We start from the raw sequence: 24,967 nt of genomic DNA, 5'->3' as shown, positions 1-24,967 counted from the left end.
GTCAATGAAGTTTGTCAATCTGGCACACGTGATGCTCTGCTAAATGAAACATTCTAATCTGAAACACTTTCCTTGCAAGAGTGCAAAGGCGGGATGAGTTCCGCACTCGCATCGCTGCTGAAACGCCATTGGCCCTTGACTGCGCTGGCCGGCCTGTGCGGCCTGGCCCTGCTGCTGGGCATGGTGGCGCCGTTGCGGGGCGGCAGCCATGAACTGCTGCTGGCCTTCCCGTCCACGGTCGGGGGAGAACTGGCGCTGCCGGCGGAGATCCGGCTGACGCGCGGCGTGCGCGACGTGCTGCTGCTGCGCAACGACGGCAGGGTGCCGGTGGTGTTCGGTCCGCTCAAGATCGGCGCGGGGCGCGAGCTGCGCCTGCCGTTCGGCGAGGCCGGCCTGTATACGTATGCCTGTCCGCCGGTCGCCGGCAAGGTGGTGCGGGTGAGGGTGGTGGACGCGCCCGGCCCCGGCTGGGGCCGCCTTCGCTGGCGCCTGGACGACGTGCGCCAGTGGGTGCGCTACCTGCCGCTGAGGTCACCGGACGAATAAACCGGTCATCGGCCGACCGCAATCGTACACCCGCGATGGCGCCGATTCTGTCATCATGGAAGCCATGTCGACGATTTCCATGCCACTGTTCCCGCTCAGTACGGTGCTGTTTCCGGACGGGGTGTTGCCGCTGCAGGTGTTCGAGGTGCGCTATCTCGACATGATCAGCCGCTGCATCCTTGAAGGCACCCCGTTCGGCGTGGTGCTGCTGACGCATGGGCAAGAGGTGCGCCGGCCCGATGCCGAGCAGGAGCGCTTCGTGGCCGCCGGCACCATCGCCTCGGTCACCGAGACCACCACCGAGACGCCCGGCCTGCTGCAGGTGCTGTGCCGCGGCGGCGCGCGCTTTTCCGTCGTCACCGCCGAGCAGCGCGTCAACGGCCTGTGGATGGCCGAGGCGCAACTGGTCGAGGACGATCGCAGCGTGAACATCCCGTCCGAACTGCAGGGCGCCTCCGACGCGCTCGACCGGGTACTGAATTCGCTGCACGACGTCCCCCAGCACCGCTGGCCGGTGCAGCCGCCGTTCCGGCTCGACGACTGCGGCTGGGTGGCCAACCGCTGGTGCGAGCTGCTGCCGCTGCCGAACCAGCAAAAGCATCATATGCTGATGCTCGACAACCCCGTGATCCGGCTCGAATTGCTGCATGACGTGCTGGATGAACATGGCTTGATCACTTCTTAGGGAAGCAGCGCAGGGGCCCGGCATGAAATTTTCTGACGATCTTCTCATCGGGTACATCAACGGCGAACTCGCCGAGCCGGCGCGCGCGGCGGTCGAGCGGGCCATGCGCGCCGATCCGGTGCTGGCGGCGCGCATCGCGCAACACCGGGCCGAGCTGCAGCTCAAGGGCAATACACGCAACGGGCGCATCGGCGTCTCGGCCAACGGTCACGACGGCAGCCATGCCCAGCGCAGCGTGCCGCCCTGCGGCGCCAAGGTGGTGCAGCTCAACAGCCTGCGCCCCGGCCGCACGGTGCCGCCGCCGCAGATCGCCTACAGCAACTGGTGCAAGCGCCACTGGGTGGCGGTCGGCGCGGCGCTGCTGGCGGGCGCCGTCGTGGGCGCCTTCGGCTGGCACAGCCTGGCGCAGGCGCCCGGCCTGGCCACGCTCGACCACGTCGATGGCGCCCTGGTGGCGCGCGGGCCGTTGGTGGCGGCGCTGGACGGCCAGCTGGCCAGCCCCGGGCCGTCCGACAGCGGGGTGCGCATCGGCGTCACCTTCGTCGCCAGGGATGGCGGCTATTGCCGCAGCTTCGTGGTCGACACCACCGCCGGCCTGGCCTGCCTGAAGAGCGGGCGCTGGAGCATCCCGGTGCTGGCCCAGGATGGCGGCGGGGCCGCCTGGGTCGACGGCAGCCAGCCGCCGCCCGTCGTGCGCGAGGCGATCGACGCGCGCATCGCCGGCACCGTGCTCGATCCGGTGGCCGAACGCGCGGCCCAGCAACGCGGCTGGACGCGGTGAGGCGGCCCGCGGGAGAGCCCGTCCGCGCCGCCGCGCGGCAGGGAGTCGCTTTCTTTTGGTAAACTGTCTGAAAACAGGCCGGCATATACATGGGTGGCGATTTCGGGTATCGTGTCACCCGCTAAAAGTGTCTCTACGTCCGTTACTCCGGCCTGCCGCCGGGCTGTCCCGCTTGCCGGCTTATCCCCGGTCCCCTGCCTGCCATGCGCGCCGGAGCCCGGTTCCCGTTCCGCCCTTCGCCGCGCGTCCATCGACCCGCGACGGGGAGAACATGCCCGAGCGTAGAGCTGAACGAATGAATGCAACTAAATAATATGTCTGATTCTCCGAGCAACATCGCGAACAACAACGACGTCGCCACCGCTGGTGCCACGCCTCCCATGCCCGCCGCCCCGGCCGCGGCGCCGGCCGCCGCCGAGGCTCCCACGGTACGCTTCGCCGACTTCGGCCTGGCGCCGGAAATCCAGCGCGCGCTCTCGGACCAGGGCTATGTCCATCCGACCCCGATCCAGGCCCAGGCGATTCCGGTGGTGCTGCAGGGCCGCGACGTGATGGGCGCGGCCCAGACCGGCACCGGCAAGACCGCCAGCTTCTCGCTGCCGATCCTGCAGCTCCTGATGCCGCACGCGAACGCCAGCATGTCGCCGGCGCGCCATCCGGTGCGCGCCCTGGTGCTGGTGCCGACCCGCGAACTGGCGGTGCAGGTGGCCGACAACGTCAAGGCCTACGCCAGGCACACGCCGCTGCGCGCGACCGTGGTGTTCGGCGGCATGGACATGAAGCCGCAGACCGAGATCCTGCGCCGCGGTGTCGAGATCGTGATCGCCACCCCGGGCCGCCTGCTCGACCACATCGAACAGAAGAACGTCAGCCTGGGCCAGGTGCAGATGCTGGTGATGGACGAAGCCGACCGCATGCTCGACATGGGCTTCCTGCCCGACCTGCAGCGCATCATCAACCTGCTGCCGAAGCAGCGCCAGAACCTGATGTTCTCGGCCACCTTCTCGCCCGAGATCAAGAAGCTGGCCAACACCTTCCTGAACAACCCGCTGACCATCGAAGTCGCGCGCAGCAATGCGACCGCCGAGAAAGTCACGCAGATCGTGTACAAGGTCGATGAGGAACAGAAGCGCGACGTGGTCGAGCACCTGATCCGCTCGCGCGACATGAAGCAGGTGATCATCTTCTCGAACACCAAGATCGGCGCCTCGCGCCTGTCGAGCCACCTCGAGAAGCGCGGCGTCAAGGCGTCGGCGATCCACGGCGACAAGACCCAGCAGGAGCGCATGGCGGCGCTGGACGCGTTCAAGAACGGCAGCGTCGAAGTGCTGGTGGCGACCGACGTCGCCGCGCGCGGCCTCGACATCTCGGACCTGCCGGCCGTGATCAACTACGACCTGCCGTACAACGCCGAAGACTACGTGCACCGCATCGGCCGCACCGGCCGCGCCGGCGCCTCGGGCGATGCGCTGTCGGTGTACTCGGACAAGGACGAGCGCCTGCTGGCCGACATCGAGAAGCTGATCAAGCAGACCATCACGCGCGGCACGCTGGAAGGCTTCGTGGCCCCCGGCAGCCGTGGGCGCGAGTTCGGCCGCGAGGGCCGCGAAGGTGGTCGCGAAGGTGGCCGCGACTACGCTTCGCGCGACGGCGAACGCGGCGCCCGCCGCGGCGATGAGCGCGGTGAGCGCGGCGGCGCGGCGCGTGCGCCGCGCTCCGGACTCGGTCCGGGCGCGCGCCGCGAGAAGATCGATCCGTGGTTCCTCAAGCCCTACGAACCGACCAGCAGCCCGCGCAAGGACGTCGATGCGGCGCCGCACGCGCCGGCCAAGCCGGCCAAGCAGAAGCTGGCTTTCCTGCTGGGCGGCGGACCGAAGGCGCAAGCCTGATCGAGATAGCAAACCAGGCCGGCATGCACTCCATGCCGGCTTTTTTCATGGCGCGACGGCGAGCCTGAAACGCAGCCCCGGTTCCACCCGTTCCGCGGGGCGCCAGCCATGCGCCCGCGCCACCTCCTGGCAGATCGACAGACCCAATCCCGCCCCGAGGTTGCGCCGGTGCGGTCCGCGCCAGAAGCGTTCGAACAGCAGCGCCAGCTGCGCAGCCTCGACGCCCGGCCCATGGTCGCGCACCGACAGGCTGTCGCGGGCGATCTCCACGCTCACGAGCGAACCGGCGGGCGCGCCCAGCGCTTCGGCGCCGAGGACGGCCCGGTTGCTCTTCCATTCGATTCTAGCACCGGCCCAGGCGCCGCTTTTCCGCTCGCCGGCCAGGACCGGCGTGTCCTCGATGTCGTCGTCGCCGCTGCCGTCGTAGCGCACCACCAGGTCGAGGTTCAGCGTGTGCGCCGGCGCCGGGGCGAGTTCGAGCAGCTTGAAGCCTACCTGCGGGCCGGCGATCGAGAGCCAGCGGTTCTCGTACGGGACGAAGGGAAGCGGCAGGTGCTCGCGCTCGATGCCGGCGTAGGCCTTGTCGAAGGTGATGGCGCCGACGCCCAGCGCCCACGACGAGGGAGACGCTGTGCCCGCGCCCGGTTCGGCCAGGGCGGGAAGGGCGCAGAGCATGGCGGCGAGCAGCGGCATGTGCGCCGGGCGCAAGGCGCGACAGGCGCTCACCCACGACCTGCGCGGCCCCCCCGAGCGCCACCATGACAGGTCTCGAACTCATCCTGCCGAGCAATGACCCGACCAGGATCAAGACCGTCGCGGCCAAGGCGCTGACGAATCTGCAGCGCATGAGCGGCATGGTCGACGAGCTGCTCGACACGATGGCATTCCACAGCGGCGAGAACATCCGGCTCAGCATGGACAGCGTGGACATCCTCGAGGTGATGAAGGAAGTCCAGGCCGACACCCTGGCCGCCCACGGGCCGCGCGTGCACGTGCAGGGTGGCAGCGTCATCGGTTGCTGGGACCGCGCGGCGCTCAAGCGGGCCGCCGAGAATCTGGTGTCGAATGCGGTGAAGTATGGCGTCCCCGGTTCGCCCATCGATATCCAGATCCAGGAGGTCCATGGACGCCTGCTGTTGACCGTCCATAACGAGGGAGCGCCCATCCCGCCTGCCGAACAGGAGTGCATCTTCCAGATGTATCGCCGCGCCGATGCCGCCAGGAAGGGGCGGAAGCAGGGCTGGGGAGTCGGCTTGCCTTATGTGCGCGCGGTGGCCGAGAGCGCGTCCTGAAGGCGGCTTCTCGTGGCGGGCGCGATCCTCGGAATGCTCAGGCGGCCCGCTTGAGCGCGGCCCCGACCCGGTCCAGCAAGTCCTGGTGCTGGTAGGGCTTGGACAGCACGTCGAGCGTGCCGCTGGGCTTGCCGCGGCCGGGCAGTTCGTCCATGTAGCCGGTGGTGACCAGCACCGGCAGGCCGGGACGCCTGGCGTGCACGCGCTCGATCAGCTCCAGCCCGTTCATCCCGCCCGGCATGATCACGTCGGTGAACAGCAGGTCGGCCTGCTCGCCGCTTTCCAGCAGGCCGAGCGCGCGCTCGCCGCTGGGGGCCGACAGCACGTCGTAGCCGGCCATTTCGAGCATGCTTTCGGCCAGTTCGCGCACGTCGTCGTTGTCCTCGACCACCAGGATGCGGCAGCGCCGCTGCTGCGGCTCATCTTGCGTGCCGCCGCGCCGTTCGGCCAGTGAAGCGTCGTCGCTGGCCGCCTGCTCGGCGACCCGGAACACCATGCGCACCTGGGTGCCGCGGCCCGGCTCGCTCTCGATGTCGAGCTTGCCGTGCGATTGCTGCACGAAACCATGCACCATCGCCAGGCCCAGGCCGGTGCCCGGTCCCTTGGTGGTGAAGAATGGCTCGGTGGCGCGGCGCTTGACCTCGGGCGTCATGCCTTCGCCCTCGTCGTTCACGCAGATACAGACATAGTCGCCCGCCGGCAGGCCCAGCAGGCGGCGGCGCTCGTCGCCCAGCACGGCGGTGCCGACCGTGACGGCGCCGCCGCCCGGCATCGCGTCGCGCGCATTGAGCACCACGTTGAGCAGCGCCATCTCGAGATAGGTCGGATCGATCGTGCAGGCCGGCAGACCGGGCTTGAGGTCGAGCCGCAGGTCGATCTTCTCGCCCAGGGTGCGCACCAGCATGTCGGAAAACTCGACCACCAGGCTGTTCAGGCTCAGGCGCTTCGGCTCCAGCCGCTGCTTGCGCGCGAAGGTGAGCAGCTGCTGCGTCAGCTTGCCGGCCTGCATCGTGGCGCGCTGGGCGCGCCGGATCGGCTCGGCCGCCTTGTGCTGGGGACCGGTGCCCAGCAGGGCGACTTCGAGGTTGCCGTTGATGACTTGCAGCAGGTTGTTGAAATCGTGGGCCATGCCGGCCGAGAGCTGGCCGATGGCTTCCATCTTCTGCGCCTGCAGCCAGGATTCCTGGTTGTTGCGGCGCTCGGTGATGTCCATCTGCGAGGCGAAGAAGTACAGCAGCTTGCCTTCCTGGTCGAAAATGGGGCCGAAGAACAGGGCGTTCCAGAACGGCGTGCCGTCGGCCTTGTAGTTCAGCAGGTCGACCGCCACCGCGCGCTGTTCCTCGACCGCGCGGCGCAGCTCGGCCACGGTGGCGCGGTCGGTGTCGGGGCCCTGCAGGAAGCGGCAGTTGCGGCCCAGGATCTGCTCGATGGGATAGCCGGTCAGGTCGACGAAGGCGCCGTTGGCGAACACGATCGGATTGTCTTCCTGGCGCGGATCGGTGATCAGCATCGGCATGCGGGTCATTTCGACCGCGGCGAAGAAGATGTTGCCGCGGTCGTGCAAGCCCTCGCGCTCGATGTAGCCGGACTGCCAGTGGTGGATGCCGGGATTGTCCTCGGGCGGGCCCATCGGGTGGACCGCATTGCCTTCGACCTCGGCATTCGCCGGCACGCCGCGGCTCTGGCCGCCGCCCTGGACGTCCAGATCTTTCTTGAGTGAATCTTCCTTCGTCGGTCCGAGTACCATGGGGTATCCTGGGCGGTTCGGGGCGGCGGCATGCCGTCCCCTTTGGAACCACTCTAGCCGTCGTGGCCGGTGCGCCTCCGTTCGTGAGCGCACAGAGGCGCCGCAGGGACGCTAAATAGGGGGCTATGCCGCCGAGGCTTGCTGCGCCACTATTTTTTCACGCCATCAAGGCTCTTCATTGTTCAGCGCTGTTGCCGATTGCGATCTCGACCAGGCCGATGCCCAGTTCGCGCGGATCAGGCCACTCGCCGCGCGCCTTCGGTGAGATCGGCTTCGGCACGTCGATCGTCAGGGTGCGCTGCGTGCCGTCGGTGGTGAGGCGCAGCCGCGCTTCCTGGACGCTGCCCGGGAGGCGGAAGGTGGCGCTCTGCTCACCCACGCGCACGGTGAACGGCAGGCCCGCATTGTCGGCATAGGCGCGCCCCTTGATGATCAGGTCCAGCCGCTTCGGCAGCGGGCGGGCGAAGTGCAGCGTCACCTGCTTGCCATCCGACCAGCGCCCCCAGCCCTCGGCATGCGACAGGCCCTCCATTCGCGTCAGCAAGCCGCCTTCGACCAGTTCCTGCGACAGCTGGAAGGCGCCGATCGGATGGAATTCGCCGGCCAGGCGCACCAGCGTGTAATCGTCGGTCTTGATTACCGGCTTGACGTCGGCTGGCAACGGGTGTTGGCCGATGACCAGCAGCCACTTCTTGCGCACGGGCAGCTGGTAGCTTTCGATCGGGGCGCCCGGCGCCAGTTCCAGCATGGCGCTGTCATTGTCGTCGATGTGGAATTGGGCGCGCATGATGTCCACCTCGCGGGAGGCGGCGATCGTGATCTGGTTGCGCTCCTGGCGCGGCACGTGGTCGCGCGCGGCGATGCCTGCATGGTCCGGCGCCCAGCCCGAGACGATCTGGGCCAGGTAGGCGGTGGTCAATTGGGCGCCCAGCGCCACGGTGGTCGGCAGCAGCACGAACAGGAACAGCGAGGCCGCGCTCTGCTGGCCGAACGCCCACAACGCCAGCGCCAGCAGGCCGAGGCCGCCGACCATCCAGCCGCTCCATAGCGCGACGTCGATCGACGTGATTTCCGGGCTGTCGATCGGAGCCAGCGCATAGTGCGGCAGCAGCGCCAGCGCGGCCACGATGGCGGCGCCCACCAGCACGGCGGCGGCGACGCGCGCGCGCGGCGCGGCGGTGCGCAGGGCCGGCATCGAGAATGCGGCGCCGGCCAGCAGCAGCAGCAGCGGGAAGGTGAAGCTGTAGTAGCGCAGGTGCAGGCGCAGCACTTCCTGCGGGCCGACGCCGGCGATCGAGGCGGTGTAGGCCACCGTCATGCCGGCGGCCGAGCCGAGCATCAGGAAGGCGTACAGCGCCAGGCGGTTGAAGCGGAGGGCGGCGGCCTCGCGCGTGGCGCGGCTGAGCACCCATTGCAGCAGGATCGCCATCGGCAGCGGCAGCAGGATCGCCAGCGCCATCAGGTGGCCGCGGCCGTTGATGAAGCCGGCCGCGGCCAGCAGGCCCAGCTTGCTGCCGGCGCTCGAGCTGGCGGTGGAACCGTAGAAGCTGCCGAACAGGCTCAGGCCGGCGTCGCCGGCCAGCACGTAGCCGAGGCCGAACTTGACGGCCAGGGCGCTGGCGGCCAGCACCAGGGCGGCGCCCGCGCCCTCGCGCAGCCAGCCGCGGCCACTGCGGTCGCCAGCGCCACCACCGCCGCTGTCGGCGGATTCTTCCATCCGGGCGGCGATCACAAGGAACAGGCACAGGCCTGGCAGCAGGAACAGCGCATGCACTTTCACCAGGCTCATCATGCCCAGCACCAGGCCGGCCGACAGCGCAAGGCGTGCCCAGCCCCAGCGCGCTTGGGTGAGCAGCATCCAGCTCAGCACCAGGACGCCGAAGTAATAGGTGGCCTCGGGCATGAAGAAGGCGGTGTACAGGTTGAACGGCCCCATCAGGCACAGCAGGGTGATGGCGATCGCCACCATGGGCCGCGCCACCTGGCGTCCGATCATGTAGATGAAGGGGCCGGCGCCGACATACAGCAGCACGTTGCCGAAACGCGCGCAATCATAGAAACCGGTGCCGCAGGCGCTGGTGGCGCTGAACAGCCACAGGTACAGATAGGACGGCACGATGGCTTCGGCCAGCGGCTGCAGGCGCGACATCCTGCTGTAGTACCACTCGTCGGCGAAGATGGCCGGATACAGGCCGTGGTTGCGCAGCGCCAGCCAGGCGAGGACGGCCGCCAGGCCGGCGGCCAGGATCAGCCATTCGCGTTTGTCGGTTGCAGGCGTGGCCGCAGGCAGCATCGTGGTTTCCTTTTTATTATGGTCGGGAAGGCAGGGCGCGCCATGCCGCGATCGCCGCGTGCATTCGCTCCCAGTCGAAGAATTTGCGCTTTTCGTAGTACAAAGGGCCCGGGTGCGGACGCTCGTCGAGACGGGCCGGATCGACTTTCTGCAGCGCCTGCTCGCCGCGCAGCAGGTAGTGCAGCAGCACGAAGGGGAACAGGCCGATCCAGGTATTGCGCTGCGACGGATAGGACAGGCACAGGCGCAGGTAGCGCCGGCGCGCGGCCCAGGAGATCGGGGTCGCTTCGACCGGGCCGTTGGCCGCCATCGGCGCCAGCACCCGGAACAGCGGTCCGCCCAGGCCCTCGGCCTGGTACAGCGAGAATTGCCAGGTGCGCGCCAGCAGGCCGCGTTCACAGGCCAGGGTCACCGTCAGCGCATGCAGGGCGTCGTGGTCGTGGTGGCCGCCTTCCCAGGCCGTCACATGGATCGCCTCGATCGGGCAGAAGCTGTCGATCCATTGGCCGATCCAGCGTCCGGCCTGTTCCAGGTGCAGCGGCAGGCGCGCGTCGCCGATGCCCAGCTGCTGGCCGGCGAAGATCACGTCGCCGGGGGCCACGCCCAGTTGCGCGAGCACCGCCAGCGATTCGGCGTTGCGCTGCGCGGCGCTGCTCTTCGCGGTCTGACCGTCGGTGAGATAAGCGCAGGCCACCCGCACCCCCTGGCGGCGCAGGGTGGCGATGCGTTCGAACACCCCGAACTCGTCGTCCTGGTGCGCGAACAGGAACAGGGCGACCGGCTCAATAGGCATCGAAGTCGAGGAAGCTGAACTGGATACGGGAAGGATCGAGCGCGGAAACGCGCGGCACGAACGAGCGGTAGATCAGGTTCAGCGGCGAAGGCCGCAGGCGTTGCGGGATGCTGGCGTAATTCCACCAGCTGGCGTTGGCGTCCGGGGCCAGGCCGATCAGCAGGCGCAGCGGCGACAGCAGCGGCGCGGCGCCGTTGTCCGGCGCGGCTTGCAGCGGCCCGTCCAGCTCGGCATAGGCCGGCAGGCGCAGGCCGAAGGCGGCGGCGTAGAACTGCTGGCGCGCGCCATGCGCGCGGCGGTGCACCGGATTGTGCGGGTTGGCGCAGCGCCAGGCCAGGGCCTCGGGGCTCCAGCTGCGTTCGAACGACAGTTGCGCGGCGGGCGCCTTGGGGCCGTGCGACAGCGTGCCCAGGCCGACCCGCGCCTCGAGCGGGCGCACCAGCTGGAAGCCCAGCTTGCGCACGAAGCCCGGCGTGCTGTTGGCGTTGGCCACGCCGTACACGCCGTCGAAGCCGGCGGCGGCGCCGGCCTCGAAGGTGGCCGCGGCGAGCTTGGTGAACAGGCCCTTGCCCTGGTAGTCGGGGTGGGTGGCGGTGTTCAGCGACAGCAGGACCAGCGCCTCGCGGCCCTCGACCCAGGCGCGCTGCGGGATGCAGACGTAGTGGGCCGCCAGGCGCTCGCCGTCCCAGGCATCCATGCCGACCGCGGGGCCGTCCGGGTTGGCGGCGTACAGCCAGGTGAGATACTCGGACGTGAACTTGTCGGCGCCGGGGAAGCAGGCGGCGAACAGGGCGCCGTATTGCGCCAGCGTGGCCTGGTCATGGGCAATGGAAGCGATGCGCATCACTTGAAGATCCAGTAGCGGCTGAGCAGGTATCCGTTCACCGCCACCAGCGGCAGCGACAGGATCTTCCCGGCCAGCGGGTTGTCGACGAGGGCCACCGTCAGCGCGACGCAGGCGATGGTCAAACCATAGTTCAGGCCCACCACGCACATGTAGCGGGCAAAGCTGCTTTTCGACGCCGCCTGGTCGAACGTGACCCGGCTGTGGAAGGCGTAGTTGACCAGCAGGCCGGCCACGAAGCCGGCGCTGGCGGCGGCCGTGTGGTGGAATCCTTTCATGACCAGCAGCTGCATCAGGCCGACGTCGATGCCGGCGCACAGCAGGCCGCCGGCCACGAATACGCCGAACTGGCGCAGGCGCGCGGCGTCAATCATCGCGGCGGCGCCGGAACAGCGTCTTCTTGTGCAGCGGCCGGCTCGGCACCGAGGCGATGTCGTAGTTCAGGAAGGCCAGGATCAGCTGCACGCCCATGATCACCGGCAGCGCGGCCAGCATCACGGTGCCGGCCGGGGTCTCGACGTCGCTCTGGGCCGAGGCGATCCAGTGCGCGACGCCATACACCAGGCCGAAGGTGGTGAGCAGCACGCCGATCGGCAGCTCGAGCGAGGCCACCGACAGATTGCGCAGGTAGTAGTTGTAGAACAGGCGCTTGAAGAAGTTGCGCACGTTCTTGACCGCGAACTCGGTGATGACCTTCGAGACCTTCAGGTTGCTCACTTCGTCGCCATACACCGCGTCCATCGGCACGTCGACCGCCACCGCGCCCAGCGTGTTCAGGCGGAACAGCATGTCGCTTTCGAAGAAGTAGCGCTTGCTGATCTTGTCGAAGGGGAGGTAGCGCGCGGCATCGGCGTGGATCGCGGTATAGCCGTTGGTCGGATCGAACAGGTGCCAGTAGCCCGAGGACAGCTTGGTCATGAACGACAGCATGGCGTTGCCGAACAGGCGCACCGGCGGCATCGCGCCCAGCCGTTCGAGGTTGAAGAAGCGGTTGCCCTTGGTGTAGTCGGCTTCGCCGGCCAGGATCGGGGCCACGAACACCGGGATCAGGGACGCGTCCATCTGGCCGTCGCCGTCGATCTTGACGATCACGCTGGCGCCGTCCGCGATGGCGGCGCGGTAGCCGGTCATGACGGCGCCGCCCACGCCCTGGTTCTCGGCGTGCTCGAGCACGGTCACGCGCGGGTCGCGGCAGTTGGCGCGCACGAACTCGCCGCTGCCGTCCGGGCAGCGGTCGTCGACCACGTAGACGCGCGCCACTTCGGGGCCGATGCCGGCGATGACGCCGATGATGTGGCGGGTGACGCGGTAGCTGGGGATCACCACTGCGATCGTTGCGGGCGCAGGTGCGGCGCCGGCGGCGCGGGCGCCGGCCGGTTGGTCGATGGCGTTCATGGCTTGGGTGACGGTGACGTTCATGGGGTTTTATTATTATCGGGTATTGACGCCCGCCTGTGCTGATCCAGGCAGGGTCTTGTACCAGCGCTGGCGCACCAGCGCGTCCAGCACTTGCCGGGCGCTGCCGTCCCAGGTCAGCCACGGCATGCCGGTCGACGGCGGCGCCGTGCCGGCGCGCTGCAGCGCCAGCCAGCCGGTGACGGCGTCGGCCAGGTCTTGCGGCGCCAGGCCTTCGAAGTAGGCGGCGTGCTCGCCGGCCACCTCGCGGAACACCGGCAGGCTGCGCGCCAGGATCGGGATGCCGTGCTGGGCGGCTTCGATCAGCGGCAGGCCGAAGCCTTCGCCTTCGGACGGCGCCAGCAGGGCCGAGGAATTCGCATACAGCTTGAGCAGCATCTCGTCCGAGATGCCGGCCAGCCAGAACAGGCGCTTGGCCTTTTCGGGGTGGGCGGCCATGCGCTCGCACACCTTCTCGACCATCCAGCCCTGCTTGCCGACCACCACCAGGTTGACGTCGACCCCGCTCTCCCACAGCAGCTCGAAGGCGGCCAGCGCCTGGGCGTGGCCCTTGCGCGGCTCCACCGTGCCGACCATCAGGAAGCTGGGGCGCTGGCCGAGGGCGGCCAGCACCTGGTCGGCGTCCGGCGGCAGGCCGAAGCTCGGGGCGCTGGCGTCGATGTCGGCGCCCAGGTGGAAGTGGGCCAGCTTGAGCGGGCTGCGGCGCTCGAGCTTTTCCTTCTCCACCCAGCCGGCCAGTTCGTCGGCCACGGCGCGCGAGATGCACAGCACGCCGTCGGCCACTTTATGCACGGTGCGCAGGAAGTCGCCGAAATACTGTTCGGTCCCGAACGGGAACACCTCGGGCCGAAGGATCGGCAGCACGTCGTAGACGACGAAATAGACCTCCACGCCGCGCGCGCGCATCTCGAGCAGGCGCTGCTCGTTCTGCGAGGTGCCGTTGGTGAACAGGTCGAGGCCGAAGAACACGTCGCCGGGACGGATCTCGCACGGCGCGTCTTCCAGCGCCAGCTCGGATTCGCCCACCTGCTTCATGCCGAAGCCGCGCGCATAGCAATACGGCTGATTCGCGCCGACCGAGTACACGGGCTCGATCCGGAAGCCCGCCGGCGGCGCGGCGAACAGCGACAGCAGGATGCTGCGCACCACGCGCTGGATGCCGGTCTTGAGGTCGGACTGCACCATGGCCGAGACGTCGACCAGCAGCTGGCGCTGCGGCGCCGGCGCGCGGTTGAACGCGATCGCGGCGGCCAGCGCCGGCAGCTCGGCCTGGGCCGCCAGCGGCGCCGCGGAGTTCACCACGCGGCGGTAGACGGCGTCGCGGCCATTGCGCGCGAAGTCCTCGATCGCCTCGAGGTACAGGCGGCCGACCTGTGGCGGCGCGTGATGGCGCGCCATGTGTTCCAGCGCGTTGCCGGACAGGCGTTCGCGCAGCGCGCGGTCGGCGCGCAGGCCGGCCAGGCCGGCCGCCAGGTCGGCGGTCTCGAAGCGGTCCTCGAGCTTGACCAGGACGTCGTCCGGCAGCAGTGCGGTCGAGCCGTGGGCGTTGACCACGGTCGGCACGCCGTACAGCAGGCAGTCGAGCACCGAGGCCGAGGTCTCGCCGCGGGTCGCATTGCGCAGCTGCACCGCGCCGTCGCAGGCGGCCAGCCAGTCGGCGTACGCCGCGGCGTCGACGAAGCCGGTGATGCGGATGCGGTTGGCCGCGGCGCTGGCGGCGATCCGTTCGGCCAGCTGCTCGCCATAGGGGCCGGGATCGTTGGCGCCGACGAACACCAGCCGGCAGTGCGGATCGGCGCCCAGCGGCGACGCCAGGAAGGCGTCCAGCAGTTCGGCATTGAGCTTGGTGCTGCCCAGCATGCCGAAGGTGCAGACCACGAAGGCATCGTCGTCGAGGCCCAGGCGGCCGCGCGCGGCGGCGCGCGCCGCGGCGCGTTCGGCGTCGCTGGCGGCGCCGTCCGGGCGGCCGCGCAGCAGCGGGATCGTGCGCCAGCCGTCGGCGGCGCCGGGGCCATACCATTCGTCGGCCAGGGTGCGCGAGAAGTCGGAGTGCACGATCACGCCGTTGGCGTGGTCGAGCACCGCCTTGTTGAGCGGATAGGTCCAGATCGACGGATTGCGGCCTTCCTTGCGGTGCGACAGCAGGCCGGTATAGCCGTGCGATTCGTAGAGCGCGCGCAGGAAGCCCTTGGGCAGGTATTTTTCGCGCTCGAGGTTGTCGAGCACGCCCGAGAAATAAAAGTCGTGCAGCACCACGGTGCCGGGCACGTCGCGCAGCAGCTCGAACATGTGCTGGTGGGCGTGCGAATTGCCGAAGTGGTAGACCACGCGCTCGAACTCGTGGGCGTGGGCGCGCAGCCAGTCGGGGTCGCGCAGGCGCATGCCGTCCAGGCGGCGGTCGTCGACCTTGTCCTGGGCCACCACCAGCTCGACGTCGTAGAACGCCGACAGCTCGGGCACCAGTTCGGCGCTGTAGTCGGCGATGCCGGAATGGACCGGGGGCAGCGGCGAGACGTAGGCCAGTTTCGGGCGGCCGGACGGCATCGGCGCGGGCTGCGCGTGTGCCGTCGTGGCCGCGGCCACCAGCGCGTCGAGCAGCGCGTCCGGCGCGTGGGCGCCGGCGGGGTCGCGCGACAGCACCGGCCAGGGCGTGGCTTCAGCGGCGCCGGGCTGCCCTTCGAGGACGAGCACCGCGGCCGGCGCCAGGCCGGCAATCGCATGGCGGCGCAGCAGCGCGCCGACGCGCGTGTCGGATGACAGCTCGAAGGCGCGCACGCGCCCGGCCAGCCTTGGTTCGAGACGCAGGATTTCCAGCGCGTCCATGTCGTGCAGGGGCGCGGCCACCCACAACTCGCACCGCCCATCCGCCTGGCGCGCCAGCGCGGCGCACAGTTCCAGGGCGGCCGGCGCGACGCTGCCGGGATGAGCGAGAAGATCGATAATGATGCGCATGATTCAAGTGCCTGTGTGTGGATTGCGGGCGCGCTGCAGGTCGGCCAGCACGTTGCGGACCGAGACCGGCAATCCCCTCAGTTCGTCGGGGACGTGGGTGACGTCCGCCGGCAGCGGATCGGGCGCCGCCTGCTTGACGGCGACCAGCGTCACCGCCACGCGCCGGCCCAGCGCCGGATAGCGCAGCAGGATCGGTATCAACAGGCGGCGCAGCAGTTCGACCCTGGTCAGGCGCTTGACGATGCGCGCCAGCAGGTTCGGGCCGCGCAGCTTGCGCGCCAGGCTGCCCGCGCGGCGCAGCGGACGCGTCACGCGCCAGGACGTGCTCTGTTCCATGGCGGCGATCTGGTTCTGCATGCCGATCGCCCAGGCATGCATTTTGGCGGCGTCGGCGTGGACGCGGTCGAGCTCCTGGTTCACGGCGGCGATGCGGCCTTCGGCGAGTTCGGCGCGTTCGTGCGCATAGTCGGCGCGCGCGTTGGCCTGGTCGGCGCGCTGGTTGGCGCCGTCCATCTGCCACAGCAGCTCGGTGTTCTGCGCGCGGTAGTGCTCGCTCTGCTCGGACATCTCGCGCACCCGCTGGCCGGCCCCGGCCAGCGCCTCGTTGAGCGTGCGTTCGGCCTGCCAGGCATGCTCCAGGTGCCAGGAGATGAACCCGTCGAACACGTTCGGCTGGATGCCGAAGTGGACCAGCAGCTCGGGATGCTCCTCGGCCACGTAATAGCGGTTCAGTCCATCGAACCAGGCGAAGCGGTAGCGCTGGCCGGTCACCAGGTGCTCCCAGCTTTCGTGGTTGGTCTCGCGGCTGTTGGGCAGGGTCGCCTCGATCACCAGCACCCACGGGCGCCAGCGCGCGAAGTCCATCCCGCGCAGCACCTCGCCCTCGAATCCTTCGACGTCCACCTTGAGGAAGTGGATCTCGCCGCGCACGTGTTCCGCGCAGACCGACGCCAGGGTGCGCACCGGCACCTTGAGTTCGGCCACGTCGTGGCCCTCGGCGCGGTGCATCTCGGCCACCGACTGCTCGGGCGAGGCCCAGCCGCGCACGGCGGGCACGTCATACAGGGTCAGCTCGCCGTCGGCGGCGCCGGCCGCGATGGCCAGGTTGACGTCGTGCGGGCGCTGCTCTTCGAACGCCTGGTGGAAGGAGGGCAGCGGCTCGATGCTGATGCCGCGCCAGCCGCGCTCGTAGAAGGCCTTGGTGACCGAGTGTTCGACCGGGTCGTTGGCGCCGACGTCGATGTAGAAGCCGTGCTTGACGTGGCCGAGCGCGCGCCACAGCAGCACGTCCTCGGAATTCTGGGCGTAGGATACGAAAGTCATGTGCGTTGGATGTCGATGGCCGGGTCGAGCCAGGCCGAACCTTCGAAATGGGGACGGCGCATGTTCATCACCGTGAACACCAGCGCCAGGTCGCGCCATTCGTAGTTGTTGACCAGGTGGGTGTCGGTGCTGACGATCGCGGTGGCGACCGAATAGGTGCCCGGCCCCAGGTTCATCGGGAAGGCGAAGCGGTAGACCACTTCCTCGCCGGCCGCGACGTCGTCGAGCGGCAGCGCCTTGAGATGGGTATTGGTGCCGTACATCGCCTGGCCGAGACGGTCCTTGATCATGTAGCCGAGCACCATGCGCGGGATCGGCGCGTTGACCTTCACCTTCACTTCGAGCGTGACCGGGCTGCCGACGTCGACCACTTCGACCCGCTCGCCGTTCTCGTCCAGCAGCGCGATATCGGCCACGGTCGCTTCGCCGGTGCCGGACACGGTCTGCACCTTGCCGTCGGCGATCTCCTTGAGGCGCACGGTGTCGTTCTCGCGCTCGGCGATCATGGCGTTGTAGTAATCCATGATTTCCTCGGGCCGGCCTTCGCGCGCCAGGCGCCCGCCGTCGAGCAGGATGGCGCGGTCGCACACCGACTGGATCGCCTGCTTGTCATGCGAGACCAGCAGCAGGGTGGTGCCCTCCTTGCGGAACTGGCGGATGCGGTCGAAGCTCTTGTGCTGGAAATAGGCGTCGCCCACCGACAGCGCCTCGTCGACGATCAGGATGTCGGGACGGCGCGCGGTGGCGACCGAGAACGCGACCCGCATCTGCATCCCGCTCGAATACACGCGCACCGGCTGGTCCATGTAGTCGCCGATGTCGGCGAAGGCCTCGATCTGCGGCATCAGCTCGCGGATCTGTTCGACCGACATGCCCAGCAGCTGGCCCGCCATGTAGGCGTTCTGGCGGCCGGTGAAGTCGGGATGGAAGCCCATGCCGAGCTCGAGCAGGGCGGCGACGCTGCCTTCCATCGCCACGTGGCCGGTGCTGGGCTGGGTGGTGCCGGTGATCAGCTTGAGCAGGGTGCTTTTGCCGGCGCCGTTGATGCCGATCAGGCCCACGGCTTCGCCCGGCGAGACCTGGAAGCTGACGTCGCGCAGCACCCATTTGAGGGAATGGCGTGGACCGCGGAACGGCAGGATCCACTCCGCCAGGCGCGACAGCCGGGTAGGGTAGGTCTTGTACGCCTTGCCCAGGTTGGAAACGGTAATCGTGCCCATCAGAGTTCATCCACCATTTCGCCGGCGCGCTTGCGGAACAGGCGCATGCCGAACACGCACAGCAGCAGGGCCAGCAGCGCGACCCATCCGATCGATGTCCAGTCGGGCGCCGTGCCGTGCACCAGGATCGCCTGCCAGGCTTCGATCAGCGGCACCATCGGGTTCCAGGCCAGCATCCCGCGCACTTCCGGCGGCAGGATCGAGGCCGGATAGACGATCGGCGTCAGCCAGAACCAGAACTGCATCGCGATCGTCACGAACTGGCCGACGTCGCGGAAGAACACATTGAGCACGCCGACGATCATGGCCAGCCCGATCGCCAGCAGCACCTGCACCAGCAGCACCGGCAGCAAGGCGGCGAACATCAGGCCCGGGAAGTTGCCGGTCGCGATCAGGAATACCAGGAACAGGCCGAAGATGATGCCGAAATTGACCAGGGCATTGAGCACCACGATTACCGGCAGGCAAATGCGTGGGAAACTGATCTTCTTGATGACGTTGGCCTGTTCGATGAACATGTTCTGGCCACGCGCCACGATTTCGGCGAACAGGCCCCAGGTCAGGATGCCGGCGCACAGGTAGATCGAGTAGGCGAAACCGGATTCGGCGCCGGGCAGCCTGGTGCGCATGACCTCGGAAAAGATCACGGTGTACACCAGGATCATGGCCAGGGGGCTGAGCACCGACCACAGGGCGCCCAGAATGGCATTGGCGTATTTCGACTGGAATTCGCGTTTGACGCTGCCCAGCACGAAACCGCGGTAGGCCCACAGGCCTCGCAGCATCAGGGGCGAAATCATGGGGTCGTCGTCAGAGGCGCCTCGGGGGAGGGCAGGAGAGTTGTCGTCATAGTAATGCTGAGCGTGAAGAGCGGAATTATACCCCACGGTCCAGCACACAAATTGTTCAATTGTAACGACCTGTCAATTGGCGAGACAGGCCGCGACACGCTTCCCGCAGCCGGCGCTTCAGCCGCCCTGCGCCAGCCTGTGCAGGCCATCGGGATCGAGAATGATCAAGCGGTGCGCATCCTTTTGCACGATTCCCTGCTGGGCCAGCAGCAAGAGCGCCCGGGTGACGGTTTCGCGGCTGGTATTGATCATGTTGGCGATGTCCTGGTGCGTCGGCAGGTTCTCGACCACGCGGCGGCCGTCCTTGTCTTCGCTCTGCTGCATCAGGGTGATATAGGTATAGATGCGGCGCGTCGTGTTGTTAATGCTGAGCAAGGCGCGGAATTCGGAATCGCGCTGGATCTTCTGCGCCAGGTGGCCGAGCATCTTGCGCGCCACCGACGGCGAGTGCGAGAACAGGTGCATGGCGGTCGAGGCCGGCAAGAACGCGACCAGCACCTCGGAGGTGGCGATCACCGAGGCCGAGCGGGTCGAGCCGTTGATCAGGGCGATCTCGCCGAAGAAGTCGCCGGCCGCGAGCATGCGCAGGCCGACCGCGCGCCCGTCCTCGGTCACGTCGATCACCTGCAACTGGCCCGACAGCAGGAACAGGAGGGCGTCGCCGATGCCGCCCTTGTGCAGGACGACCGAGCGCTTCGGGAAGTGGCGGTAGCGCAGCTCACCCTTGACCTGGGCGATTTCCTCGTCGCTCAGGTCGGCCAGGAGCGGAATCTTGCGCAGGTGGACCTGGATCTGGCGTTCCTGTAACTGCGGGGCGGCCCCGTTGGCGGCGTCGGCAGCGCTGGCGAGTGCTGATAGCTTGGTAGTGGAACTCATCGATTGCTTCGGTCTCGTCAAAAATGCCCGATCAGGAACATGGCGATGGCGGCGCCGCCAATGCCGGCGGCGTTGGCGCCGATGTCGCGCCAGCAGAAGCGGCGGTCAGGCACCAGCGCCTGCAGGCATTCGATCAGCCAGCCGCCGATCAGCAGGCCGGCCAGCCACCATGCGGCCTCGCTTCCGGTCCGGGCGATGCGCAGCGCCAGCACGGTCAATACGGCATAGGCGGCGAAATGCAGGAATTTATCGTTCGGCAGCGGCGGCAGCCAGCGGTTGGGCACCAGGCACCCTACGCATAGCCCGAGGGCCGCGCATACGAACAACATCACATCCAGACCCATCTCGCCAATCGCTTCCCGCCAGATTCAAGACAGCGATTGTACCGCCTGGATCACTGAGTATGCCACTGCCAACTCAGCTGCAGCTGGCGGTTATTGTACTGAAAGATCGAGATGTTCTCGCGGTTGCGCACCGCGCGTGCTTCCAGCACGACGCTCTGCTGCTTGCCTATCCGGTAACTCAGCGAGGCGCGCGCCACCTGGGTGCGCTGGGCGCGCACCTGGTCGATCAGCAGTTCGGGCGAATAAGGGCTGGCGCTGTCCCAGGTCTGGCGCGTCCAGGCGAGTTCGCCGGTCAGGCCCCAGGCGATCGGCTGGCGCAGGTTCAGGCTCAGGTAATTGCCGTGACGGTTGCCGCCCGGGCGGTCGCCCAGCGCCCGGTCGGACATCAGGCCGGCGCTGGCGGTGGCGCTGAAGCCGTCCAGATGATGGCTGAGCAGCACGCGGCCCTCGAACAGGTTCGAATCGAAGGCGCTCAGCGTTGCGTAATCGTTGCGGGTGACGGCGCCGATCAGGTGCAGCTGGGTGCGCGCCGGCAGCGGCAACGGCGGCGTCACTCGCAACTGGGCCTGGCCCTGGCGCTGGTACAGGTGGCCGCCCATGCCCGAGACGCCAAGCGAGCCGGTGGCGCGCAGCAGCCAGGTCTTCAGGCGCCAGGCCGACTCCAGGCCGCCATACAGCGCCGCCGTGTCGTAGTCGCGCAGCTGGTCGTAGCGCCGGCCCTGCAACTGCAGGAAGCCGAGGGTGCCGTTGGCGGTGACGTCGCGCACGTAGTCGGCGCTCACTTGCGTGTACCCGTCGCGCTTGGGCAGGAAGTCTTCCAGCAGCGGCAGTTCGACGCTGCCGTCCGGCCCCTCCACCACGAAGGACGAGTTGCTGGCGCCCTGGTTGACGTTGTCGTCCACGCCGCGGGTCAGGCTGACGGTGCCCGAGACGGTCGGGGTCCAGCTGACGCAGCCCGTGTCGCGCGCCTCGGCGATCAGTTCCAGGATCTCGCGCCGTGGATTGAAGCGCGTTTCGACGTTGGCGAACAGGCGTTCGGCCTCGTCGCCCTGGCCCAGGCTGCACTGGATCAGCGCCAGGTCGAGCCAGGCGCCGGCATGCTGCGGCACCATCCCGATCAGCCGCGCCATCTGCTCGGTGGCGTCGTTCCTGCGGCCCTCGGCCAACGATTGCAGGGCTTCCTGGTACAGCAGCTCCGCGGCGGTCGGCGCGCCCGGCGTGGCGGACGGCGCGGCGGCGGACTGCGCCAGCCCCCAGCAGGGGGCCAGCGCGACGGCCAGGCAAACGAGCGAGCGGATGATGGCGGACGGCTGGCTCACGGCGCGCCCTCCATGGTGGCGCGACTGGCGCTGGCCTGCGGATTCATGCTGGTATCGAGAGTATAGAGGGGAGTTGCTTTTTCCTTGCCGCGCAAGTGGCGTTCGCCCAGTGGGAGAAAGCGGTGACGCCGGCTGTGCTCGACCGTGCCGGGCCCGATGATCATATCGTGCGGAAAATCGCGCGCGACCTGCTCCAGGCGGGCGGCCGTGTTGACGCTGTCGCCGACGGCAGTATAGATGCTGCGGAACGAGGTGCCGAAGTCGCCGGCCATCGCGGCGCCGCTTTCGATGCCGATGCGCACCCGCAGCGGCTTGTGGCCCTGCGCCACCCGCGCCGCGCTCAGTTCGGCAACGCGGCGGCGCATGGCGCAGGCGGCGTCCAGCGCCAGGTCGGCGTGCTCGTCGAGCGGCAGCGGCGCACCCCAGAACGCCATCATGCCGTCGCCGGTATATTTGTCGAGCGTGCCCTGGTGAGCGATCACGGGGCCGGTCAGGCAGTCGAGGAAATCGCGCGTCAGCCTGGCCGCTTCTTCCACCGGCAGGGTCTCGACCTGGCTGGTATAGCCTTCCATGTCGGCCACCAGGGTGGTGACGTCGCGCCGGCGCGGACGCAACGGGTCCTGCTCTTCGCTGCGCAGCAGTTGCTCGACCACGGCCGGGGCCACGTATTGGCGCAGCGTCTGCAGCAGGTGACGCGAACGGCGCTGGGCCTGTTGCCATTGGTAGGGAACGGCCACCGCCAGCAGGAACAGATTGGTCGCCAGCGGGCCGACCGGCGCGAAGTCCGGATCGTGCGGCGCCGCCAGGCAGGCGAGCAGCAGCCACAGCGCCGAGCTGGCGCCCAGCAGGACCACGCCGGCCGCGGCCGACAGGCGCGGGAACAGCAGCGTGCAGGCGATGCACGAGGCGGCGGCGAACAGGCAGGCGATCAGGCGTCCCGGCCACGGCGCGGGCAGCTTGCCCTCCTGGCGGTCGAGCAGGGCCGACAGGATGGTGGCCTGCACGCCCAGGCCCGGACGGTTGGCGGCGAGCGGGGTCGAGACCCGGTCGCCCATGCCGAGCGAGGACGAGCCGACCAGCGCCAGGCGTCCGCTGGCGCTGGCCGGGACGATGCGCTGGGCCAGGATATCGGCGGCGCTCACCACGGTGTAGGCGCGCCAGTCGCGTGCGTAGGGAATGCGCATCATGCCGGTGTCGTCCAGCGCCGGCGGCGCCTTGCCGCTGCAGCAGTTGAGCAGGGCCAGGCCCAGCGCAGGGTAAGCCTGGCCGCCGAAGCGGGTCACCAGCGGCACGTGGCGCAGGGCGCCGTCGGGATCCGGGATGAAGCCGATCGCGCCGATATGGGGCGCCGCCGCCAGCGCGGGATAGTTGCCGATATAGCCGGTGGCGGGGACGCCGCCGGCGTAGCCCTTGACGGCGCCGCCCAGGTGGCCGTCGAGCACCGGCTGCGGCCGGTTGCCGGCGAAATCGAAGTCGAAGGCCTGGGCCGGCACCACCGGGCCGTGCGCCGCCAGCAGGGCCAGGCGGGTGTCGCCCTCCGTGCCGGTCGGCGCCGGCAGCAGGATGTCGAGCGCGACGCCGCGCGCCTCGTAGCCGGTGAGCAGGATCTCGACCAGGTGGGCCAGGCGTTCGCGCGGCCAGGGCCAGGGACCGAGTTCGTCCAGCGAGGCTTCGTCGATGTCGACCACCAGGATGCGCGGCTCGGGGGCATCGCTCACCTGCAGGCGCAGGAAAGCATCGCGCAGCCATTCGTTGGGCAGGAACGACACCTGGTTGAGCGTCAGCCGCATCCAGCTGTTGTCGGAAAGCGACAACGGCGCGTGCATGCCATATTGCGACCACAGGGTCACGACGAAGGCCAGCGCAGCGATGACCCAGCGTCCCCGGGGTCGTGCTTGATTTCTCGGTTCAGCCACGCGCTGCGCTCTTATATTAGGTCGGTCGATCAGAAAAGGTGAGCAAGTATAGCGTTCGGGTTGCTCAATTGCATTGTTTTTATTGAAACGTCATCAATAGTAATTGATAGGTCGGCTGATGGGTCGGATCGGGCCTTTGCGCTAGAATGTGATGGTTATCACAGATCACTGTCTTGACGGCACGGTACAGTGGAGAAGAAAGGGGAACCATCTTGCAAAAATTATTGTTGATCGCAACGCTCGCATGCGCCGCACAGTTCGCCCATGCCGCCGACGCGGGCAAGATCGTCTTCGTCGCCGGGGCTGCAAAGGCCGGCGACCGTCCCGCCGTGGAAGGAAGCCAGGTCGAGGAAGGGCAGATGCTCTCCACTGGCGCCGACGGTTATATCTATGTGAAAACGGCCGATAACGGCCTGTTCATCCTGCGCCCGCAGACCCAGGCGCGCATCGTCACCTACCGTATCGACGAAAAGAACCCGGCCAATACCCGCGTCAAGTTCGAGCTGATCAGCGGCACGGCGCGCAGCAAATCGGGCGACGCGGTCAAGCACGCGCGCCAGAATTTCCGCTTCAACACTCCGGTTGCCGCGATCGGCGTGCGCGGCACGGACTTCACCGTGTTTACCGATAACGACACCTCGCGCGTGTCGGTGTTCTCGGGCGGCGTGGTGGTCAGTGGCTTCGTGGGTGGTTGCCGTCCGGATGGCGCCGGGCCGTGCGAAGGCGCGACCAGCCGCGAATTGAGCGCGGCCCAGCGCGGACAGCTGGTGCAGGTCACGCGCGGCCAGGCCGCGCCGCAGGTGCTGGAAGAAAGCGCGCAGGGAGCGGGGAAAGCCGCGCCGGCGCGGCCGGACGAGCCGCTGTCCAAGAAAGATAACGACCAGCCGAAGGTCAACGTCGAGGTGGCCAAGAACATCGGCTTGAACGAGGCAATCGACAAGGTCGTCAATGCCAATCCGGGCCTCCCGGTCGATCCGGGGCCTGGACCGACGCCAACGCCGGTGCCAGTGCCGGAGCCGGCGCCGGCGCCAGCGCCAGGTCCGGTCGACCCGGTCGGGCCGCCGGTCGGCGTGCCCAACCCGCTCGAACGCACGGCGATCTGGGGCCGTTGGCAGCCCTTTGAAGGCGAGCCTCCGGTGATCGATTATGCGACCCAGGGCAAGGACAGAGAGCTGATTGCACTGAACGGTTATTTTGCGCTGTATCGCTCCCGCGGGAATGAATATGTCACGCCGAATAACGGCAGCGTTGGCTTTGGCCTGCGCAGCAGCGAGGCATATGTCGTGACCGAATATGGCAGCGGTAATACGGTGACCAGCAAGGCGACTTTATCCGGGGGCAGCTTGAATGTGGACTTCGGCAAGCGAAGCTTCTCCACCAATATGGACCTCGTCACGCGGACCGATACCGTCAAGCTGCGCGGGGAGGGCACCATGACCGGCGATGGGCGCTTGTACAGCACTGCCGACGGCCGCCTGGGCTACCTGAACATCCAGGGGTTGATCACCAACGAGCGTGGTCCATCCAGCACCGCTGCGACGATTTTTGACGGTCGGATCGACGACCGGCGGACAGTCAACGGTGGCGCTACATGGCGTTGATCCACTTGCTCACGTATTTTGCAAACCCCGGGTAACCGGGGTTTTTTTTATTTCCCACATATTTAAATGCGAAATTAAATGATATGTATCGAGTGTTTCAAAATGTAAGCGCCGACACGGAATAAAGACGAGATATTGACGCTCTGCCGCAGGTGAGAATGTTAGAGAATCGCCGTTGAGTACGGACGAAGGCAAAGAATTTGTCCAGATTTTGTAATTTTTTCGAGAACTTTGTCCGTTGTGTGACGGCCATCACACAACACATGAGTCCGCTTCTGT

At 68.1% G+C, this 24,967-nt stretch carries 21 protein-coding genes; 6 read left to right on the top strand and 15 right to left on the bottom strand.

The window, feature by feature from the left end; genetic code table 11:
* Nucleotides 1–93: 93 nt before the first annotated feature.
* The 4 genes from KY496_RS14435 to KY496_RS14420 all read left to right on the top strand — a co-directional run bounded on the left by KY496_RS14435 (nucleotide 94) and on the right by KY496_RS14420 (nucleotide 3,901).
* Nucleotides 94–546, top strand: coding sequence for a hypothetical protein (locus KY496_RS14435; protein WP_219861221.1), 453 nt, complete (start codon nucleotides 94–96; stop codon nucleotides 544–546).
* Between the two features lie 64 nt (nucleotides 547–610).
* On the top strand, nucleotides 611–1,231 hold the full coding sequence (locus KY496_RS14430) for an LON peptidase substrate-binding domain-containing protein (RefSeq protein ID WP_219861219.1): 621 nt from the start codon (nucleotides 611–613) through the stop codon (nucleotides 1,229–1,231).
* A 22-nt stretch (nucleotides 1,232–1,253) separates the two neighbouring features.
* Complete coding sequence (locus KY496_RS14425; protein ID WP_219861217.1) at nucleotides 1,254–2,012, top strand: hypothetical protein; 759 nt, start codon at nucleotides 1,254–1,256, stop codon at nucleotides 2,010–2,012.
* 314 nt (nucleotides 2,013–2,326) lie between these two features.
* Entirely contained in the window at nucleotides 2,327–3,901 is a 1,575-nt protein-coding gene (locus KY496_RS14420) for a DEAD/DEAH box helicase (protein WP_219861215.1), read from the top strand.
* Between the two features lie 45 nt (nucleotides 3,902–3,946).
* On the opposite strand, the gene KY496_RS14415 is transcribed toward KY496_RS14420, so the two are convergent.
* Nucleotides 3,947–4,627, bottom strand: a complete 681-nt coding sequence (locus tag KY496_RS14415) for an ATP-binding protein (RefSeq protein ID WP_229520282.1) — start codon at nucleotides 4,625–4,627, stop codon at nucleotides 3,947–3,949.
* Nucleotides 4,628–4,659: 32 nt separating this feature from the next.
* Here KY496_RS14415 and KY496_RS14410 point away from each other — a divergent pair, with 32 nt between their 5' ends.
* Nucleotides 4,660–5,193 (top strand): sensor histidine kinase KdpD, encoded by a 534-nt coding sequence (locus KY496_RS14410; RefSeq protein WP_219861213.1) that lies wholly within the window; start codon nucleotides 4,660–4,662, stop codon nucleotides 5,191–5,193.
* 37 nt (nucleotides 5,194–5,230) lie between these two features.
* Here KY496_RS14410 and KY496_RS14405 read toward each other — a convergent pair whose 3' ends face one another.
* The 14 genes from KY496_RS14405 to KY496_RS14340 all read right to left on the bottom strand — a co-directional run bounded on the left by KY496_RS14405 (nucleotide 5,231) and on the right by KY496_RS14340 (nucleotide 23,087).
* Nucleotides 5,231–6,940 (bottom strand): response regulator, encoded by a 1,710-nt coding sequence (locus KY496_RS14405; protein WP_219861211.1) that lies wholly within the window; start codon nucleotides 6,938–6,940, stop codon nucleotides 5,231–5,233.
* 175 nt (nucleotides 6,941–7,115) lie between these two features.
* Nucleotides 7,116–9,233: a hypothetical protein gene (locus tag KY496_RS14400; RefSeq protein ID WP_219861209.1), complete on the bottom strand. Its 2,118-nt coding sequence runs from the start codon at nucleotides 9,231–9,233 to the stop codon at nucleotides 7,116–7,118.
* Between the two features lie 16 nt (nucleotides 9,234–9,249).
* Entirely contained in the window at nucleotides 9,250–10,026 is a 777-nt protein-coding gene (locus KY496_RS14395; RefSeq protein ID WP_219861207.1) for a PIG-L deacetylase family protein, read from the bottom strand.
* Nucleotides 10,016–10,870 (bottom strand): GNAT family N-acetyltransferase, encoded by an 855-nt coding sequence (locus tag KY496_RS14390; RefSeq protein ID WP_184237101.1) that lies wholly within the window; start codon nucleotides 10,868–10,870, stop codon nucleotides 10,016–10,018. The genes KY496_RS14395 and KY496_RS14390 overlap by 11 nt, the downstream gene beginning before the upstream one ends.
* Nucleotides 10,870–11,244: a GtrA family protein gene (locus tag KY496_RS14385; RefSeq protein ID WP_005665468.1), complete on the bottom strand. Its 375-nt coding sequence runs from the start codon at nucleotides 11,242–11,244 to the stop codon at nucleotides 10,870–10,872. The genes KY496_RS14390 and KY496_RS14385 overlap by 1 nt, the downstream gene beginning before the upstream one ends.
* Entirely contained in the window at nucleotides 11,237–12,289 is a 1,053-nt protein-coding gene (locus KY496_RS14380) for a glycosyltransferase family 2 protein (protein ID WP_370659796.1), read from the bottom strand. The genes KY496_RS14385 and KY496_RS14380 overlap by 8 nt, the downstream gene beginning before the upstream one ends.
* A gap of 12 nt (nucleotides 12,290–12,301) precedes the next feature.
* The gene (locus KY496_RS14375; RefSeq protein WP_219861205.1) at nucleotides 12,302–15,238 is read right to left on the bottom strand and encodes a glycosyltransferase; all 2,937 of its coding nucleotides are present in this window, start codon (nucleotides 15,236–15,238) and stop codon (nucleotides 12,302–12,304) included.
* A gap of 3 nt (nucleotides 15,239–15,241) precedes the next feature.
* On the bottom strand, nucleotides 15,242–16,561 hold the full coding sequence (locus tag KY496_RS14370) for an FkbM family methyltransferase (protein ID WP_219861203.1): 1,320 nt from the start codon (nucleotides 16,559–16,561) through the stop codon (nucleotides 15,242–15,244).
* Nucleotides 16,558–17,781 carry an ABC transporter ATP-binding protein gene (locus KY496_RS14365; protein WP_071361466.1) on the bottom strand — a complete coding sequence of 408 codons (1,224 nt, stop codon included), beginning with the start codon at nucleotides 17,779–17,781 and terminating at the stop codon, nucleotides 16,558–16,560. The genes KY496_RS14370 and KY496_RS14365 overlap by 4 nt, the downstream gene beginning before the upstream one ends.
* A complete protein-coding gene (locus tag KY496_RS14360; RefSeq protein WP_273033845.1) occupies nucleotides 17,781–18,581 on the bottom strand; it encodes an ABC transporter permease in 801 nt (266 codons plus the stop codon). The genes KY496_RS14365 and KY496_RS14360 overlap by 1 nt, the downstream gene beginning before the upstream one ends.
* Nucleotides 18,582–18,749: 168 nt before the next feature.
* The gene (locus KY496_RS14355) at nucleotides 18,750–19,508 is read right to left on the bottom strand and encodes a Crp/Fnr family transcriptional regulator (RefSeq protein ID WP_229520281.1); all 759 of its coding nucleotides are present in this window, start codon (nucleotides 19,506–19,508) and stop codon (nucleotides 18,750–18,752) included.
* A gap of 17 nt (nucleotides 19,509–19,525) precedes the next feature.
* On the bottom strand, nucleotides 19,526–19,792 hold the full coding sequence (locus KY496_RS14350; RefSeq protein ID WP_229410123.1) for a VanZ family protein: 267 nt from the start codon (nucleotides 19,790–19,792) through the stop codon (nucleotides 19,526–19,528).
* Nucleotides 19,793–19,902: 110 nt separating this feature from the next.
* A complete protein-coding gene (locus KY496_RS14345; RefSeq protein ID WP_229520280.1) occupies nucleotides 19,903–21,171 on the bottom strand; it encodes a M48 family metallopeptidase in 1,269 nt (422 codons plus the stop codon).
* Nucleotides 21,168–23,087, bottom strand: coding sequence for a CHASE2 domain-containing protein (locus tag KY496_RS14340; protein ID WP_229520279.1), 1,920 nt, complete (start codon nucleotides 23,085–23,087; stop codon nucleotides 21,168–21,170). Before KY496_RS14340 ends, KY496_RS14345 begins: the two co-directional genes overlap by 4 nt.
* Before the next feature lie 173 nt (nucleotides 23,088–23,260).
* Between KY496_RS14340 and KY496_RS14335 the strand changes: the two genes are divergently transcribed.
* Entirely contained in the window at nucleotides 23,261–24,688 is a 1,428-nt protein-coding gene (locus KY496_RS14335; protein WP_229520278.1) for a FecR domain-containing protein, read from the top strand.
* The last annotated feature ends 279 nt before the right edge of the window (nucleotides 24,689–24,967 follow it).

The sequence above is a fragment of the Massilia sp. NP310 genome (genome assembly GCF_019443485.1).
GTDB classification, from domain to species: Bacteria; Pseudomonadota; Gammaproteobacteria; order Burkholderiales; family Burkholderiaceae_D; genus Telluria; species Telluria timonae.
Note: the sequence above shows the minus strand (reverse complement) of the source record. Positions and strands in the feature narration are given on the sequence as shown.

Bases quoted from the DNA above. Each gene is read 5' to 3' on its own strand.
- KY496_RS14410 (WP_219861213.1), top strand. From the start codon at position 4,660: ATGACAGGTCTCGAACTCATCCTGCCGAGCAATGACCCGACCAGGATC.
- KY496_RS14360 (WP_273033845.1), bottom strand. From the start codon at position 18,581: ATGATTTCGCCCCTGATGCTGCGAGGCCTGTGGGCCTACCGCGGTTTC.
- KY496_RS14355 (WP_229520281.1), bottom strand. From the start codon at position 19,508: ATGAGTTCCACTACCAAGCTATCAGCACTCGCCAGCGCTGCCGACGCC.
- KY496_RS14380 (WP_370659796.1), bottom strand. From the start codon at position 12,289: ATGAACGTCACCGTCACCCAAGCCATGAACGCCATCGACCAACCGGCC.
- KY496_RS14405 (WP_219861211.1), bottom strand. From the start codon at position 6,940: ATGGTACTCGGACCGACGAAGGAAGATTCACTCAAGAAAGATCTGGAC.
- KY496_RS14390 (WP_184237101.1), bottom strand. From the start codon at position 10,870: ATGCGCATCGCTTCCATTGCCCATGACCAGGCCACGCTGGCGCAATAC.
- KY496_RS14400 (WP_219861209.1), bottom strand. From the start codon at position 9,233: ATGCTGCCTGCGGCCACGCCTGCAACCGACAAACGCGAATGGCTGATC.
- KY496_RS14385 (WP_005665468.1), bottom strand. From the start codon at position 11,244: ATGATTGACGCCGCGCGCCTGCGCCAGTTCGGCGTATTCGTGGCCGGC.
- KY496_RS14425 (WP_219861217.1), top strand. From the start codon at position 1,254: ATGAAATTTTCTGACGATCTTCTCATCGGGTACATCAACGGCGAACTC.
- KY496_RS14430 (WP_219861219.1), top strand. From the start codon at position 611: ATGTCGACGATTTCCATGCCACTGTTCCCGCTCAGTACGGTGCTGTTT.
- KY496_RS14435 (WP_219861221.1), top strand. From the start codon at position 94: ATGAGTTCCGCACTCGCATCGCTGCTGAAACGCCATTGGCCCTTGACT.
- KY496_RS14370 (WP_219861203.1), bottom strand. From the start codon at position 16,561: ATGACTTTCGTATCCTACGCCCAGAATTCCGAGGACGTGCTGCTGTGG.
- KY496_RS14420 (WP_219861215.1), top strand. From the start codon at position 2,327: ATGTCTGATTCTCCGAGCAACATCGCGAACAACAACGACGTCGCCACC.
- KY496_RS14375 (WP_219861205.1), bottom strand. From the start codon at position 15,238: ATGCGCATCATTATCGATCTTCTCGCTCATCCCGGCAGCGTCGCGCCG.
- KY496_RS14365 (WP_071361466.1), bottom strand. From the start codon at position 17,781: ATGGGCACGATTACCGTTTCCAACCTGGGCAAGGCGTACAAGACCTAC.
- KY496_RS14395 (WP_219861207.1), bottom strand. From the start codon at position 10,026: ATGCCTATTGAGCCGGTCGCCCTGTTCCTGTTCGCGCACCAGGACGAC.